Raw genomic sequence first — 15,984 nt, forward strand, 5'->3', positions numbered from 1 at the left:
ACAGCTCCTGTAAACCAGAATTCTATTCGCGGGGCAATTAGACAGCCCCGCGAATAACAATAATGCATCAGATCGCTCCAAATACGAGCTCAACTAATCCCAGTGTTACAACAGGAAAATAGGTAACAATCAGCAGAACGATCAGGTTGGCAATCAAAAACGGCATAACCCCTCTTGACGCCTTGGAAAGAGAAATCTTACCAATACTTGAGGTCACAAACAGACAAACACCAACCGGCGGTGTCGTCAAGCCCAAGACCAGATTCAAAACTGCAACAATACCGAAGTGGATCGGATTGATACCAACCGAGGTTGCAACCTGTAAAAGCACAGGAAACAAAATAAGCAATGCCGCTATTGTCTCCATAAACGTGCCAACAAACAACAGCAATATGTTGATGAGTAGCAGAATCAAGTATTTATTGCGCGTAAGGCTGAGCATTCCCTCAGCCACCATCTGTGGAATCTGTTCTTTTGACATGATATAAGCGAAAATATTCGCAAATCCTACCAGAACCATGATCGAAGCTGTGGTAATAGCAGAGTCTACAACGACCTTAGAAATAATTTTCAGGTTAAGTTCCTTGTAAACGAAGAGCCCGACAATCAGCGCATACAAAACAGCAATGATGGAAGCTTCGGTCGGGGTAACAATGCCGCCGATAATGCCAACCATGATAATAACCGTCATTAGAAGCGCCCATATGGCGTCCTTTGCGCCTGTAATAATTTCTCTAGCGGTAGCACGTTTTGCTTTGGGATGATTGCGCTTGCAAGAGATGATATAAGAAACAACCATCATACTGCCGCCCATCAAAATACCCGGTAGTGCACCAGCCACAAACATCTTACTAACCGAAAGGCCGGTAAGCGTCGCCGCCATAATCATTGGTAACGAAGGCGGAATAATCGGTCCAATACAAGAGGATGCCGCCGTAACACCGACAGCAAAATCTTCTTCATAGCCCTCATTAGTCATCGCGGGAATCAAAATTCCGCCGATGCTAGCAGCATCCGCAACCGCAGTGCCCGAAATGCCAGCAAACAGCATCGAAGCGACAATATTGGCAAGACTGAGTCCGCCGCGGATATGCCCGACCAGCTTATTACAAAACCCGATAATTCGGTTTGTAATACCGCCGCTGTTCATCAGGTTACCGGCAAGAATAAAGCCTGGCACACAAAGCAGTGTAAACGAATCCAGACCAGAAAAAAAGCGCTGCGCCATCATATTGAGCGGCATTCCGGTCACAACAAAATAGATAGCCGACGAGATGCCAAGAGAGTAAGCGACAGGCACGCCGATAGCCAGCAAAACGAGAAAACTGGCAAACAATAACCACACCATATTCATGACGTTTGTCCTCCCGTTCGTTCGTCGCCCATCAGCATCAAAATAACCTCGCATATGTAGCTGAAGGTCAGAAAACCAAAAAGAATAATCAGTGCAAAATAGATGTACTGCATCGGAATTTCCAGCGCGGTGGAAACCATGCGAACCTTCAAAAATGCAAATTTGAAAACGCTTTTAACTTCAAAAAAGAGCGCAAACAAAGCCATCAGAATGTTCATGATCATCTGAAAGTACTTTTTAAGCTCTCTAGGTATCTTTGATGTTAAAATATCAACCGCAACATAGGAATTTTCTCTCACCGCAAGACCCGCGGCAAACGCAATCGAATAAATGAAAAAATATCGGGCAAGCTCTTCGGTCCAGGAAGGCGTCTTAGGCAAGAATGTTCGACTAAAAATCTGAATAACAACCGTTCCAACAAATGCCAAAGAAGCCAGCGCAGCCAATACCGCGAGCGTTTTGTCTATATTTTTGATAAAGGTACGCATTCGGGCCTCCTTTTTTCTCCGATACCCGCCCAGAGCGAGCGGGTATCGAAATAGATAATATCAAAATATCAATGATTGAGTAACCGAGACGGCAGGCAATTAGCCCATCGCCTTAATTTCGTCGTAAAGCGGTCTAATCTTCTCAGGCAGAACCTCTTCAACGCCCTCGGTTGCCATAGCGGCAAATGCTTCCTGATCAACGTCAGAAATAATGGTCATGCCCTTATCCTGAAGGAATTTCTCAAGCTCTTGCTCGTCTTTCAAGAAAATTTCATGCTCATACTTCTGCATTTCTGCGCCACCGTCAATGACGATCTTCTGCAGATCCTCAGGCATAGACTGAAGCTTAGAATTGCTCATGACAATATAAACCCAGGAACGCAGATGCTCGGTCTTGCTAAGATACTTCTGTACTTCATAGAAGTTACCGGTCTTAATCATCGCGAGCGGGTTTTCCTGACCGTCGATGGTCTTCTGCTGCAATGAGGTGAAAACTTCGGCAAAGGCCATCGGAGTCGGTTTTGCGCCAAGTGCTTCCATGGCGGCAACTGTAATCGGAGAAGCCGGTACACGGATAATAAAGCCCTTCATGTCGTCAGGGGTGCGAATTTCCTTGTTAGAGGTAACGTTTCGGGGTCCGCGCTCGAAGTAGCCAAGCACCTTCATGTTAGCCGTGTCAAGCATGAGCTGCTCAAGCTTATCGCCCACCGAACCGTTCGCAACAGCCTGAAGCTGCTCGGAAGAACGAAGCAGGTAAGGAACGCCGAGAATGCCCATTTCGGGAATAACGCTCTGCATGCTTTCACCGGTAAAGGTGATATCTGCGCCGCCATCAGTGATAATCGAGTTGATGACGTCCATTTCAGAGCCAAGCTGGTTATTCGGGTAGATATTTACTTTAATACGGCCATTGGATTCTTTCTCAACGTAGTCTTTAAAGAACACGCTAGCCTTATGCCAAGAGTTGTCTTCGTTAACAATGTGCGCGATGTTGATTTCGTATGTTTTGCCGTCGTCGGCCGGAGCCGCGGAGCTGGATGCAGCGGCGGACGAAGCCGCAGAAGATGCGGGAGCCGTGGAAGAACTTCCGCAGGCAGCCAGAGATAGAAGTAGCAACGATGAAATTAAAATAGAAAGCGTCTTTTTCATTGTTTTTCTCCTTTCGTTTTGCAGGTGCAAAGAAGTGTCTAGTTAAAACAACCTTGCCCTGTCGCATAGAATAGATTTTTGCTACCCGATATGCTTGAAACGCACAGCCATTAGCATGCTAATATTCTAGTACGCTTCATAAAGCCATATTACCTTGCATTTATATTATTGTCAATTCCATCTTTGTGATTGAATATAAAAAAAATAAGGATTTTTTAGGCTATTTTATATATAATTTAAAAGTTAACAAACTATATTAGGTGATTTTGGTTAGTATTGTACAAAGAACATTTTTTGAATTATATACAAAAAATATTGCAAAATTAAAACTAATATGCTAGCATGTTAATTATGTAACAGCATCACCCTACTGTAGATATGAGGTATAAAAATGAACCTAACTATGTATCCGCAAAAGTCTTCGGAAACGATGGGCGACTATATCTACCGCACTCTTTACAAGAATATCATTCATCTGAATCTTATACCGGGCGAATGCCTGAGCCCATTAGAAGTCGCGCAGGCTTTTGGTTCCAGTCGAACTCCTGTACAGGGCGCTTTTTCGCGCCTGCTGTCCGATGGCCTGCTGGACATTTTTCCGCAGCGCGGTTCATATGTCTCGATCATTAATATCAAACGTGTCTACGAGTCTATTTTTATGCGGAATCTTCTGGAGCAGGCTGTAGTTCGGGTTCTTTGCGAAAAAGAGGTTCCCGAAAGCGGCATTGTGGAGCTTGAAGCGAATTTAAGCCAGCAAAATTTTTATTATGAAAAAAATATGATACAGGATGTTTTTGATCTGGACAACAAATTCCACCGCACCATGTTTGAATTGGCCGGACTTGAGCATATACAGCAGGCCCTTGAGAGCATTGTTGCGGATCAGTACCGGGTTCGGGTTATAAAGCTGCACTCGCGCTTACGGTGGGAACAAACGGTTGACGAGCATCAGAAACTGATAGATGCAATTCGTCAGAAGAATGTCGAGCTTGGCTGTCGTCAAAGCTTTGAGCATATCGCACGTTTCGGCGTCGATATTGAAGCGGCCTACAAATTATATCCTCAATATTTTTCTAACTGGAATCCTGAGTTTTTGCAGATGTTCACCTGCAAAATGGATGCGTTTTATAATATGAAATTTAACATTAAATGAGGAAGTGTCTTAAATGAAAGCAATTCAGGTAGTTCGGCCGGGAGAGCTTGTAATTAGCGACCAACCGCTGCCGGTACCAGAAATCGCCGGTCACGTACTGATTCAAATAAAAGCAGCGGGAATCTGCGGATCAGACATCAGCATTTTTCGGGGTACATCGCCTGTGGCGGTCTATCCACGCATCATTGGGCATGAATTTGCCGGAGAAGTCGTGTCAACCGGCGCAAATGTTTCTGGCGTAGATCCGGGCGACCATGTGGTGGTTAATCCGGTTATACAATGTGGCGAATGCCCAATCTGCAAACGTGGTCGCGGCAACGTTTGCGCGAATCTACAGGTTATCGGTGTGCATGTCGATGGCGGATTCAGGGAATATGTAAGCGTTCCCGAAAAAAATGTCTTTAAAATATCCTCTGATATTGCGTGGGAGGAGGCTGCGATTATCGAACCCTACACTGTAGCGGCTCAGGTAACTAGCCGGGGCGGCGTTCAGGCGGGAGATACTGTGCTGATTTTAGGTTGCGGCCAGATTGCGCTGACCATTTTACAGGTCTGCAAACTCATCGGTGCCTCCTGCATTATGACCGATCTGGTTGCGAGCAGGCTTGAGCGCGCAAAAGAATTTGGTGCAGACGAGGTTATCAACTCCGCTGTTGAAGATGTCCGTTCGCGCGTGCTTGAACTGACCGGCGGCCTGGGCGTAGATGTGTCAATTGACGCCGCCTGTGTCGGCAAAACTTTGGAACAAGCAGCAGAATGCACGCGTTCGGCCGGTGTAGTTGTCACGATGGGCTTTGCTGAACGCATTGTTCCGATCACCGAATTGGCTATTACAAAAAACGAGCTGGATATTCGCGGCTCTAGGCTTAATAACAACAAATTTCCACAGGTCATTGAATGGGTTGAAAGCGGAAAGCTTCAACCACGGAAGATTATCACCCATAAACTGCCCTTCACTGATGTTTTGGAAGGCTTTGAAAAAATCAAAAACGACCCTGAAAATACCCTCAAGGTCATTTTGACATTTGAACAAGAGTAAGAAGAACCAGCTTTGCACATCAAAGTTCGAAGCAGGCACACGACTGGGGAAAGCGGGTAGTTAGCTGCCCTCTTTCTCTTTTAATTATGCCCAGTGCTGCTTGCGCTCAACAACGTGCCCTTGCAGCGTGACGCTTCGCTGTTCGAAAAACATCAAAGCTTAAAGACTGTCTGCGTTCAACCCTTTGTGCGACAAAGCTTGGCGAGAACCTTTAAGAGACGGATCTTGATAAGCAATAGAGAATTATTTAAAAGCAGACGTATGCGGTAAAGATGTAATCCGCGAAATTATAGAAATAGAGGTGCTTGACAAATGAAAATGACATTCCGTTGGTATGGCGAAGGCAACGACAGCGTGACCTTGAAGCAAATCCGTCAGATTCCGGGCTGTACCGGCCTGATGGGTGTGCTGGATCAATATGCGGCCGGCGAGGTTTGGCCACTGGAAGTGATTCGTGATTATGTAAAACACGTCAACAGCCATGGTCTTGAAGTGGAAGTTATTGAGAGCGTCAATGTCCATGAGGATATCAAGTTGGGTCTGCCCACCCGCGACCGATATATTCAAAATTACATCACTACCATCCGCAACCTTGCGGCCTGTGGCATCAAGGTGATTGTGTATAACTTCATGCCCGTGCTCGACTGGCTACGTACCGACCTTGCCCGCGTCATTGAAGAAGATGGCTCGACCGCTCTTTATTACGATGAGGCCGAACTTAACGATATGACGCCGCTTGAAATCGTGGAGAACACCACTAAGAACTCAAACGGTTTTTCGCTGCCCGGTTGGGAGCCCGCCCGCCTCAAAGAACTGGCGCATGTTCTTGAGCTTTATAAAGATGTCGATCAGGATCAGCTGTTTGAAAACTATAAATACTTTCTTGAAAAGATTGTTCCGGTCTGTGAAGAAACTGGCGTGCGTATGGCGGTGCACCCAGACGACCCCGCCTGGCCGATTTTCGGTCTCCCCCGCCTGGCCCATAGTCAGGCACTGTTCGACCGCATTATTGGCCTTGTAGACAGCCCCGCCAATAGCCTCTGCTTGTGCACCGGCTCACTGGGCTCCAATCCTGAAAACAATCTTCCGGCGATTATCCGTCATTTTGGCGAAAAGGATCGCATCGCCTGCATGCATGTTCGCAACGTCAAACACCTTGGATACCGCAAGTTCCGTGAGGCTTCCCACCTCTCTTCCGACGGCTCCTTGGATATGTATCAGATTATCAAGGCCGTTTACGAAACCTGCCCTAACACCTATATTCGCCCTGACCACGGCAGAATGATCTGGGATGAGGTCGCACGCCCCGGTTACGGCCTTTATGACCGCGCGCTCGGTATAGCGTACCTTAACGGCATTTGGGAATCTCTTGAAAATCAGGGTAAATAGTAAGGAGTGTCTGTATCATGAAGGCAGTTCAGTTTCCAAAACCATGGCAAGCACAGTTGACTACATTTGACGCGCCTGTCTGTAAAGACGGTGAAGCATTGATTGCCGTAAAGTCAGTCGGAATCTGCGGGTCGGATATTGGTGCTTATCGCGGTTCAAATCCGTTGGTTTCCTACCCACGTATCATTGGCCATGAAATTGCCGGCGAAGTGATCTCAATCCCCGAAAACAGTAAGGGAATTCGCCCCGGTGACCATGTCATTGTCGACCCCTATCTTTACTGCGGGCACTGCTATCCTTGCTCACTGGGCCGCACCAACTGCTGCACCGATCTAAAGGTGCTCGGCGTGCATGTAGAAGGCGGCATGGCGCAGCTGTTTGCGCATCCCGCTGAAATGCTGATAAAGGTCCCGCAGGATATGCCCTGGGAAATTGTCCCTATTGCAGAGCCGCTAACCATCGCACTGCACGGCCTGCACCGGGCAAATCTGACCAGTGGCGAGCACATCGCAATCTTTGGCGCGGGCCCTATCGGTCTGCTTGCTGCAATGGCAGCAATTCACTACGGCGCTATTCCTATTTTAATTGACCCAGTGGGCGATCGGCTTGAAAAAGCGAAATTGCTTGGTATCATACACACCGTCAACCCCTCCTCGGTAAATCTTATTGAAGAGATTGCAAAAATTACGAACGGACGCTTGGCGGAAGTGGTCATGGAGGCTTCGGGTGCCTCTGCTGCCATACGCGATTCACTCAACGTTGCATCAAACGCTGGAAGAATAATTCTGACTGGATGGCCCAAGCAGGATATTTCGCTCCCAACCTCCTTAATTACAAGAAAGGAGCTGGATATTCGCGGAGCGCGTACTAGTGCTGGCGAATTTGAAGAAGCCATTGACCTGATCTATCGAAATAAGGTCGACGTGCGCACTATCCTGACTAAAACAGTCCCGATTGAACAGGCGGTTGAAACGATTATAGATATTGAAAAAAATCCCGGTGATTACCTTAAGGTCAATGTCATGATCGATTAGAAGCTTTTACTGAACCTTCAACTTCGCTTTGTAGCGAGCTGTCTGCCTCTAATAATCTATAAAATGAAAAAAGGACTTCATCAAAGAGGAAGTCCTTTTTTCGTTTTAAACTTGTCCTTTTGCTAAAACAGGCCGACAATAAAATGAATTACATTCGGAAATATTAGTACCGCAGATAACATCCGCCCAATCTGCAAAATGATAACATCAGGAGATGAAATACCAATATCCGCTGATATGAGGGCCATATCGGACGCACCTGCAGGTGTGGCCGCCAGCATTCCTTCGCTGGTTGTCAGCATTGTGTGGCGGCTTAGAATATTGGCTATAATGATACAGGCCAACATATACGCCGCCAACATAACCACCGCCGGCAAAAGTAGCTCCTTCATCTGCGGAATATCCTTTGGGCTGATACCTGTACCAATATAAGCGCCAGCCAGCATCTGCGCCAACCGTTTTATCCAGCCCGGTAACATACAGGCGGGGAAAATCTGCTTTGCCGCAATGGTTGCAATAATCGAAAACAACAGCGCACCCGCCGGAATATTAGAAAACTCACCGATTAGCCCGCCCGCGGCTGCCGCTACCGCCGCCACTAAAAAGCCATAATGGGAATAAATCGTTCTTTGCTCTTTTGTTGTAGGTTTCGAAGTTTTCTCATGATTTTTGGCAAAGTATTTAATGACAGACGGAAAAATGCCGATTCCCGCGCACATGCGTATAAACTGCATGACCGCAACTCTGGTACTGTCTGCCCCCATCTCTGCCGCTATAATCGGTGTATTTGACATGCCACCCGGCACTGCACAGAACATAGCGGTCATCAGGTCCATGTCGGATATCAGATATATAATAGTTCCCAGCGTTAAGTTAAGTACTAGCATACAGCCAATTAGGATTGTCAGCGGCTTAAATAGCCGCCGAAACTGTTTAATCTCTTCCCTGCTAACCCCTACACCTATGAATGCACCTGATACAATTTGTGCGGCTACTTTTGCTTCAGACGGCATAAAAGCTTTGCCAAATATGAAATTGAATAGCACTATTCCTACAACCGCACCCACCAAGATGCCCCCAGGAATACGCATTTTGTAAAACACTGTGCCTGCTAACGCGGCAATAAACAAAGTTAACAAGAAGTTCAAATTGCCCTTCCTTTCCTTAATCGCACAAGAATTTGACAATTAATTAGAATTTTAATATAGTTATGATAATATGTCAGATACGTCTACGAAAGATTGAGGAGCTATTATGACATTAAGAGAATTAAAGGTGTTTGTCTCTGTCTATGAAAATCAATCCATTTCAAAGGCTGCGGAAAGATTATACATGACACAGCCCACTTTGACAAGAGTGATTCAAAATATCGAAAGCGAAGTAGGCTCTCAGCTTTTTAAACGCACAAGAAACGGAATAGTTCCCACTGTAGCCGGTGAAATATATATGGAAAATGCCAAGAAGATGATTGACATGTATCGTCATCTCGAAATATCGCTTGCAGCTGTGAACACTGAAAATCGTGGCAAGCTTATTATCGGCAGTAATTTTTTCTTGGGTGCCTGCGTTTTGCCCTGCATTGTTTCTGAGTTTGAAAAGCGTTTTCCAAACATTGAGCTGACTATTATAGAAGGTACTTCAACCGAAATTGAAAATGAAATATCAAAGGGTATCATCGATATAGGCGTTATTCACCTGCCGGTGCAGTCCAATTCTATTCAGGCTATCCCAATAGGTCAGGAGCGTTTTTTTATTGCCTTGCCGCCTGATGATGCGCTTTCGACTATGGCCTATTATAAAGAGGGCGTAAAGCTGCCCTATCTTGATATCAATCTTATTAAGGAACGTAATTTTATCGTCAATCATCCCACGCAACATGCACGAAAAGAGACCGACCGCATCTGCAAACTTGCAGGCTTTTCGCCTAAAATAAAATTTCAGACGCGAAATATTCAAACCATTGCAAAAATGGTAGGGCGCAAAGTTGGTGTTTCGCTGATTCCATCTTCATATATAACGCTTTTTAGCGATGTGGACAAGCCCGAGTATTATAATATTGAAGAGTCGTACCTGCCTGAGTGGCGTGTAGCGGTTATATATGAAAAAACGATGCCGTTGGTTCCGGCTTCCAAAGCATTTATTGAGATTTGCACCGACATTCTACCGCATATTTATGACATGTAAAAATATCAAAGAAGCCGCCGATAGTTAAACCGGTCGGCTTCTTTTCATTTTGCATTTAATCGGTTTACACTTACGCTTTTTTCTCCTTTTTGATAAAAGGTTTAATCATAGGATAAACCAACATGGTCACGCAGGAAATCATAATAATTGCGGTGATTGGCTTTGTAAAGATACTTACCATGTCTCCGTTAGCAAGGGTATAAGCGCGGCGGAAGTTCGATTCACACATCTGTCCAAGAACTAGTCCAAGAACCAGCGCAGCCGAGTTATAGCCAAGCTTGACAAACATATAGCCGATAATACCTGCACCCGCCATCAGCATAACGTCTCCAGTGTTGTTATTAAGCGCATAGGCGCCGATAGCAGCCAGCATAACGATAACCGGACCCAAAATGCTGTATGGTACAGCCAAAATCTTGGCAAATACCTTGGCGATCATCATCGCAACGATAACCATGACGATGTTTGTGATAAACATCGAACCAAATACCGACGAAAGGTAGTCGGGCTGCGTCTTAACCAGCAGCGGGCCAACCTGGACACCCTTGATAACCAGTGCTGTCATCATAATGGCAGCAGCGTTACCGCCGGGAATGCCCAATGAAAGCAGCGGAACCATCGAGCCGCCAGTAGCTGCATTGTTGGCAGCCTCAGCAGCCACGATACCATCCGGAATACCGGTTCCTAGCAAATGCGCCTTTTTAGAGACCTTCTTTTCAATCGCATAGGAGAGGAAGGAGGCAATGGTCGCACCAGCACCGGGCAGAATACCAACGACTGTGCCCAAAATGGACGAGCGGGCCATAGTGCTCTTTGTCTCCCAAATATCTTTGAAAGAAGGCAGAACGGTTTTCGTTTTAGAGGAACCGGGGCCTGTTTCTGCTTTAGCATCAATCTTTTTCGGCTTGCTGGTCTGTTTAAGAACTTCGGTAACAGCAAAGAGACCGATCATGACGGGGATCATTTCGATACCGGACAGCAGCGTGGAGTTGCCCCAGGTGAATCTAGCGATGCCAAGCATCGGGTCCATACCGACGGTGGCAAGCGCAAGACCCAAGAGGCCAGAAATCAGCGTCTTAATCAGGTTGCCGCTATCCAAACATGAAAGAACCGACAAACCTAGGAAAGAAACTGCAAACAACTCAGACGGACCAAACTTAAGCGCGACGGCAGCAAGCTGCGGAGAAATAAGCGCCATCGCAAACGCGGCGACCATACCGCCAATTGCAGAAGCAACGAGCGAGTAGCCAAGCGCCTTGCCCGCTTCACCACGCTGCGCCATGGGATAACCGTCGAAAGTAGTGGGTGCAGAAGACGGCGTGCCGGGAATTTTAAACAGAATAGCGGTGATACCACCGCCAGTAATAGACGCACAATAAACCGAAACCAGAAAGGCAATAGCGATAACCGGCTTCATGGCGTACGCAAAGGGAAGTGCCAGCGCTACCGCCATAGATGCTGAAACACCGGGCATAGCGCCAAAAATAACACCGATAAAGGTACCTGCAAACAAAAGGAGGAAGGTAGACGGTGCCAGTACGATTTGAAGGCCATTAATTAACAGATCAAACATTTTACTTTCACTCCTTTCTTAGAATGACAGGAAACCTTCGCACATTAATGCAAACTCGCGGAACACACCGCTACCTCTAGCCAGCATAATGCTTAAAGCACCTTGGAATAGTACATACAATAGGAATGTAATACCCAGCGAAAAAAGAAAAAGTCTTAACCATCTTCTTTCGCCCAGCAATGCGCCGTATGCCATCAGGAATAAGAAGCATACCGGCATAAATCCAATGTAAGGCATGAGCAACGCCATAATAAACACAAGCACCATGCCGATAAAAAGCTTGCCTTTAAAAAATTCAGTAAATTTAAATTCGCCAAGAGTTTTAAAAGAATCAGCTTTATTTTCTTTAAGGCTTTTAACGATATTCGCAATCAGCAGTGCAATCATCGCCACAAGAATCATTCTGGGCCAGAATGCCGCGCCTAACTCGGTTGCCGTTGGGGCAGGCGACTGGGCGCCTACCAAAAAAAAGCAATAAACCGCAAAAACAGTAAGAAAGATAGAGAATAAAAGATCCAAACTATTGCCTCCCTCCGGATACGTTTGATAGCGCCGGCGCCGTATAACGCGGCGCCGGACACAAATCAATTTAATTCTAGATTATTTTTTGCCAAACATTGCAACAAAGTCCTGATAGTCAGCATCCCATGCAGCCTTGTAGTCTGCAGTGTTCTTCCAGCCCGGACGCTGATCTAAGCCTTCGGTCTTGGCCCAAGCCTGGAAACCCTCACTAGCAACAGCTTTTTCAGCAGCCGCTTCGAACGCCTTGATAGCGCCCTCCGGGGTTCCGTTCGCATAGAAGATGCCGCGGGCGGGTCCAAAGTAGGACTCAACGCCGATTTCGCCAGCAGCCTCAACGTTCTCATAGCCAGGCATGGTCAGTCTCTTCTCGGTGAAGGACATGATAACCTTCATATCGCCAGACTGAACCATGGCAGCAACCTCAGCAGGGCCTACAACGGCAAGGCCGACATGGTTGCCGATGACGTCGGCGTTGAGCTGAGCGCCCTCTGTGTAAGCAACAGCCTCAATCTTGTCGCCGAAAGCAGCCTCAATACAAGCGCCGTCGAGACCGGTGATAGACATAACGCCAGCCTTTACAGAGCCGGGGTTTGCTTCAACATACTCCATGAGTTCCTTGTAATTGTTATAAGGCGCATCTTTGCTGGCAACAAGAATATTGCAGTCATGTACGAGCTGGGTGAGGGGGTTGATCTTGCCATAAACGTCAAAATCGGTCGCGCCGGTCACCTGAGCCAGCAGAGGAGAAGGTGTGCAAAGCAGGAAGGTGTAACCATCAGCGGGCTGGCTTGTGGCAAACTCAACACCGGTTACGCCGCCTGCACCTGCCTTATTGTTAACAACAACGGGCACGCCAAGTTCTTTCTCAAGAGCGGTGGCAAAGGTTCTGGCAGTGGTATCGGCACCGCCGCCGTTGCCCCAGGGGCAAATAATCTCAATTTTTCTTTCAAATTTCCACTCAGCGCTTTCTGCGGGGGTGCTACCAGGAGCAGGAGCGGCACTAGAAGCGGTTTTACCGCAACCTGCAAATGCCATTACGAGCATAGCCAAGGTGACAATAAGAGTAATAACCTTTTTCATAATTTTTCTCCTTTTCTTATCTATTTTTGGCGAATATTTATTCGCTAAAAACAAGTTGGATCCCCTTTGTTATTCCACAGGTTCGACCTGTCTTACAACATCGATTATTGTACCGTCACGTGCCTCAATGATGCCAACTACGCGATCTTTAAACTTGACTGGATCGGGCGTTCCAACAATCTTGTAGGCGATGTCACGAAGTTCTTCGATGGTTTTAAGGGGAAGCTTTGTATCCTTTAAGGCATCCAGCAAATCCGTTCGCAACGGGTTGATTGCAATACCATAATCGGTGACAACAACGTCAACGGTTTCTCCGGGCGTCGTAACGGTGGTGACGTCACTGCACACAGCGGGTATTCTGCCTTGAAGCAGTGGTGCAATGACAATGGTGCATTTAGCGCCCGCCGCCGTATCGGGGTGTCCACCCTGCGCACCTGTAATAATGCCATCTGAGCCAACAACCACATTACAGTTGAATTTTGTATCAATCTCAAGCGAAGCAAGAATAACAAAATCCAGCTTGTTTACATAGGCGCCTTTATTGAAGGGATTGGCATATTCAGATGCTGAAATCTCAATATGATTGGGGTTTTTCTTAATGCTTTCGACAGCGCCAAGATCAAAATCCTGCGTGTCCACCAGCTTGTCGACCAAACCCTCTTCAAGTAGCTTGCACATCGGTGTCGTTAAACCGCCAACACCAAATCCCATCTTAATTCCACGTCTTTTCATTTCTTCAGCAAGTGAAATAGTGGATGCAATTGAAGCGCCACCAACGCCTGTCTGATAAGAAAACCCGTCTTTAAAATAGGGCGTATTGATAACCACCTGGGTGCAATAATCCGCCATTTTAAGCTTGCGCATGTCGGTGGTAGGCTTTGCTGCTCCAGAAGCGATCTTTGCAGGATTACCAATCTCGTCAACCACACAGACATAGTCTACGTTTATCATTGAGATGCTGGCCGGCGCGTTCGGAAACGGTACCAGCGTATCGGTGATGGCAACCACCTTATCGGCATATTGCGCGTCCACCATGGCATATGATAGTACGCCACAATCGCTTTTTCCGCCATTGGCACGGCAATTGCCGTACTCGTCACAGGTGGGGGCACCGATAAAAGCGATATCGATGTGCTCTTCGCCGCTTTCAATCGCTCTTACGCGTCCGCCATGTGAACACATAGTAGCCAAACCTTTCAGCTTGCCGCCGGAAATGGCTTCGCCAATGCCACCGCGTACACCGGATGAGCGAATGGAAGTAATGGTTCCATCTTCAATCATGGGTACCAAACTATCGTGCGCCTTGCCGAGGCTTGTTGCACAGATTCTCAGGTTCTTTATCCCCCGTGCGTATATTCTTTCCATCACCATGTTAACAACATAATCGCCTTCACGAAAGTGGTGATGAAAAGAAAGTGTCATGCCGTCTTTAATGTCGCACTTGTCAAGCGCTTCGTCTATTGAAGACACCAGCTTTGTTCTAGTGGGGTCTACAACCGCTCTCGTTTTTGGCGCGCTTTTGACATATTCGTAGTTATCAAATTCTAGATAACCCATATAAGGCTTTTTGCCCGTTAGATTAAGTACCTCGTGCGGGATTTCTCTTCCGACTTTATTAATCATGATTATAAATCCCCCTCGTATACGCCGGACGCTTTTGCAAGCTCAATAGTCCGTTTTGCTCCGTCATAAAAGGCGATATCAATCATCTTGCCGTTAACCGTAAACACGCCGATGCCCTGTGCCTTCTTTTCGTCAATCTCTGTAACAACCTTTTCGGCAAAATCAATTTCTTTAAAAGTAGGGGTAAATATCCGGTGCGTCACATTGATTTGTCTGGGGTTGATAATGCTTTTACCATCAAAACCCATCATCTTGATCATACGAACTTCTTTTTCAAAACCTTCCATATCGTCAAGATTGGTAAAGACAGTGTCAAAACACTGAACGCCCGAAGCTCTTGCCGCAATAATCATATTTTGTCTTGCGCCCATCAGTTCAACACCTGTTCCAGAGATTACGGTCTGTAGATCCTTCGTATAATCGCCGCCAGAAAGGGCAATTCCAAAAAGCCGTTCAGAGCTTTCACAAATTTCCAAAGCATTAACAACGCCGCGGGTCGACTCAATAGCTGCCATCAACAGGGTGGAGCCTATCGGTCGTCCAAACTCACGCTCCGCTTCTTCAACCGCCATATCTACGGTTTTAACGTCGCTGGCATATTGCGTTTTAGGAATTCTAATTGCATCCGCACCGCCAGCCACACAGACTCTGATATCTTCCCGCCAGTGCTCGGTATCGAGACCGTTGATTCTGACCACACGTTCAATTCCTCGGTAGTCAATTTCTTGCAGGGCATGATAGAGCGAAAACCTGGCTGAGTCCTTCTGGTTTTCAGCAACTGCGTCCTCAAGATCGAGCATAATAGAATCGGGGGCATAGATATAAGGGTCTTTAATCAGCCCCGGCTTCTGGCAGTTGAGGAACATCATCGTCCTTCTCAATCGGTTTTTATTTGGGTGTATCATTTAATAGAACCCCCCCAATTAACCTTGCCTTCAAATTCCGCCGCTCTAAAAACAGCACATTCCACTCTAGCTTTCAGTGTACAGTCGAGCGCGCCTCTGTCCTCGACCTTAATCTTAATTCCTTTGACATTCAAGCGCTCTAAAGTTTCGGTAACAGTCTGACGAATTTGCCTCAAAAACTGTTGAGCAACGCTGCTTGAAATTTCAAGCTCTATTCCGTCCTGCAACGGTTCAACAACCACACGAGCATCGCTGGATTCAAGCGTGCCTGCAGCAGCCGTCTTTTTAATGACCATGCAAATCCTCCTTAACCAAACCAACTTCTCATCGAGATATGTTTGGCTCCTACTTAAAATATTATATACATGCTGCCATCTTTGACAAATACCAAATCGGTATGATCGCCATACAAAACTTTGATAAATTATAAAACTTCAACGTTTATATCAATCTCATTCGTAAAATAATTGTGAATTAGCACAAAATATTAG

The 15,984-nt window shown here is 46.5% G+C and carries 15 protein-coding genes; 5 read left to right on the top strand and 10 right to left on the bottom strand.

Going from position 1 to position 15,984, the window contains the following annotated elements; all coding sequences use genetic code 11:
• Positions 1–67 precede the first annotated feature (67 nt).
• The 3 genes from RBH76_05745 to RBH76_05755 all read right to left on the bottom strand — a co-directional run bounded on the left by RBH76_05745 (position 68) and on the right by RBH76_05755 (position 2,991).
• The gene (locus tag RBH76_05745) at positions 68–1,354 is read right to left on the bottom strand and encodes a TRAP transporter large permease (protein WMJ84919.1); all 1,287 of its coding nucleotides are present in this window, start codon (positions 1,352–1,354) and stop codon (positions 68–70) included.
• On the bottom strand, positions 1,351–1,842 hold the full coding sequence (locus tag RBH76_05750) for a TRAP transporter small permease (GenBank protein WMJ84920.1): 492 nt from the start codon (positions 1,840–1,842) through the stop codon (positions 1,351–1,353). The genes RBH76_05745 and RBH76_05750 overlap by 4 nt, the downstream gene beginning before the upstream one ends.
• A 99-nt stretch (positions 1,843–1,941) precedes the next feature.
• On the bottom strand, positions 1,942–2,991 hold the full coding sequence (locus RBH76_05755; protein WMJ84921.1) for a TRAP transporter substrate-binding protein: 1,050 nt from the start codon (positions 2,989–2,991) through the stop codon (positions 1,942–1,944).
• Positions 2,992–3,382: 391 nt separating this feature from the next.
• On the opposite strand from RBH76_05755, the gene RBH76_05760 reads away from it, so the two are divergent.
• The 4 genes from RBH76_05760 (at position 3,383) to RBH76_05775 (ending at position 7,606) form a co-directional block, all read left to right on the top strand.
• Positions 3,383–4,144: a GntR family transcriptional regulator gene (locus RBH76_05760; protein ID WMJ84922.1), complete on the top strand. Its 762-nt coding sequence runs from the start codon at positions 3,383–3,385 to the stop codon at positions 4,142–4,144.
• 13 nt (positions 4,145–4,157) lie between these two features.
• Positions 4,158–5,183: a zinc-binding alcohol dehydrogenase family protein gene (locus tag RBH76_05765; protein WMJ84923.1), complete on the top strand. Its 1,026-nt coding sequence runs from the start codon at positions 4,158–4,160 to the stop codon at positions 5,181–5,183.
• A 312-nt stretch (positions 5,184–5,495) separates the two neighbouring features.
• Entirely contained in the window at positions 5,496–6,572 is a 1,077-nt protein-coding gene (gene uxuA / locus RBH76_05770; GenBank protein WMJ84924.1) for a mannonate dehydratase, read from the top strand.
• A gap of 17 nt (positions 6,573–6,589) precedes the next feature.
• A complete protein-coding gene (locus tag RBH76_05775; protein ID WMJ84925.1) occupies positions 6,590–7,606 on the top strand; it encodes a zinc-binding alcohol dehydrogenase family protein in 1,017 nt (338 codons plus the stop codon).
• A gap of 122 nt (positions 7,607–7,728) precedes the next feature.
• Here the strand turns inward: RBH76_05775 and RBH76_05780 are convergent, their stop codons facing one another.
• A complete protein-coding gene (locus RBH76_05780; protein ID WMJ84926.1) occupies positions 7,729–8,754 on the bottom strand; it encodes an AbrB family transcriptional regulator in 1,026 nt (341 codons plus the stop codon).
• 106 nt (positions 8,755–8,860) lie between these two features.
• On the opposite strand from RBH76_05780, the gene RBH76_05785 reads away from it, so the two are divergent.
• Positions 8,861–9,790 (top strand): LysR family transcriptional regulator, encoded by a 930-nt coding sequence (locus tag RBH76_05785; GenBank protein WMJ84927.1) that lies wholly within the window; start codon positions 8,861–8,863, stop codon positions 9,788–9,790.
• Positions 9,791–9,860: 70 nt separating this feature from the next.
• Here the strand turns inward: RBH76_05785 and RBH76_05790 are convergent, their stop codons facing one another.
• From RBH76_05790 to citD, 6 genes are all read right to left on the bottom strand, one after another.
• Positions 9,861–11,363: a tripartite tricarboxylate transporter permease gene (locus RBH76_05790; protein ID WMJ84928.1), complete on the bottom strand. Its 1,503-nt coding sequence runs from the start codon at positions 11,361–11,363 to the stop codon at positions 9,861–9,863.
• A gap of 18 nt (positions 11,364–11,381) precedes the next feature.
• Positions 11,382–11,882: a tripartite tricarboxylate transporter TctB family protein gene (locus tag RBH76_05795; protein WMJ84929.1), complete on the bottom strand. Its 501-nt coding sequence runs from the start codon at positions 11,880–11,882 to the stop codon at positions 11,382–11,384.
• Between the two features lie 81 nt (positions 11,883–11,963).
• Positions 11,964–12,965 carry a tripartite tricarboxylate transporter substrate binding protein gene (locus RBH76_05800; protein ID WMJ84930.1) on the bottom strand — a complete coding sequence of 334 codons (1,002 nt, stop codon included), beginning with the start codon at positions 12,963–12,965 and terminating at the stop codon, positions 11,964–11,966.
• A 69-nt stretch (positions 12,966–13,034) separates the two neighbouring features.
• Positions 13,035–14,588, bottom strand: coding sequence for a citrate lyase subunit alpha (citF, locus tag RBH76_05805; GenBank protein WMJ84931.1), 1,554 nt, complete (start codon positions 14,586–14,588; stop codon positions 13,035–13,037).
• A gap of 2 nt (positions 14,589–14,590) precedes the next feature.
• Positions 14,591–15,493, bottom strand: a complete 903-nt coding sequence (locus RBH76_05810) for an aldolase/citrate lyase family protein (protein ID WMJ84932.1) — start codon at positions 15,491–15,493, stop codon at positions 14,591–14,593.
• Positions 15,490–15,789: a citrate lyase acyl carrier protein gene (citD, locus tag RBH76_05815; protein ID WMJ84933.1), complete on the bottom strand. Its 300-nt coding sequence runs from the start codon at positions 15,787–15,789 to the stop codon at positions 15,490–15,492. The genes RBH76_05810 and citD overlap by 4 nt, the downstream gene beginning before the upstream one ends.
• Between the last annotated feature and the right edge of the window lie 195 nt (positions 15,790–15,984).

Source organism: Oscillospiraceae bacterium MB24-C1 (assembly GCA_030913685.1).
Classification (GTDB): Bacteria; Bacillota; Clostridia; order Oscillospirales; family Ruminococcaceae; genus Yanshouia.

Coding starts and splice junctions, on each gene's coding strand:
- RBH76_05745 (WMJ84919.1), bottom strand. CDS start 1,354: ATGAATATGGTGTGGTTATTGTTTGCCAGTTTTCTCGTTTTGCTGGCT.
- RBH76_05750 (WMJ84920.1), bottom strand. CDS start 1,842: ATGCGTACCTTTATCAAAAATATAGACAAAACGCTCGCGGTATTGGCT.
- RBH76_05755 (WMJ84921.1), bottom strand. CDS start 2,991: ATGAAAAAGACGCTTTCTATTTTAATTTCATCGTTGCTACTTCTATCT.
- RBH76_05760 (WMJ84922.1), top strand. CDS start 3,383: ATGAACCTAACTATGTATCCGCAAAAGTCTTCGGAAACGATGGGCGAC.
- RBH76_05765 (WMJ84923.1), top strand. CDS start 4,158: ATGAAAGCAATTCAGGTAGTTCGGCCGGGAGAGCTTGTAATTAGCGAC.
- uxuA (WMJ84924.1), top strand. CDS start 5,496: ATGAAAATGACATTCCGTTGGTATGGCGAAGGCAACGACAGCGTGACC.
- RBH76_05775 (WMJ84925.1), top strand. CDS start 6,590: ATGAAGGCAGTTCAGTTTCCAAAACCATGGCAAGCACAGTTGACTACA.
- RBH76_05785 (WMJ84927.1), top strand. CDS start 8,861: ATGACATTAAGAGAATTAAAGGTGTTTGTCTCTGTCTATGAAAATCAA.
- RBH76_05790 (WMJ84928.1), bottom strand. CDS start 11,363: ATGTTTGATCTGTTAATTAATGGCCTTCAAATCGTACTGGCACCGTCT.
- RBH76_05800 (WMJ84930.1), bottom strand. CDS start 12,965: ATGAAAAAGGTTATTACTCTTATTGTCACCTTGGCTATGCTCGTAATG.
- citF (WMJ84931.1), bottom strand. CDS start 14,588: ATGATTAATAAAGTCGGAAGAGAAATCCCGCACGAGGTACTTAATCTA.
- RBH76_05810 (WMJ84932.1), bottom strand. CDS start 15,493: ATGATACACCCAAATAAAAACCGATTGAGAAGGACGATGATGTTCCTC.
- citD (WMJ84933.1), bottom strand. CDS start 15,789: ATGGTCATTAAAAAGACGGCTGCTGCAGGCACGCTTGAATCCAGCGAT.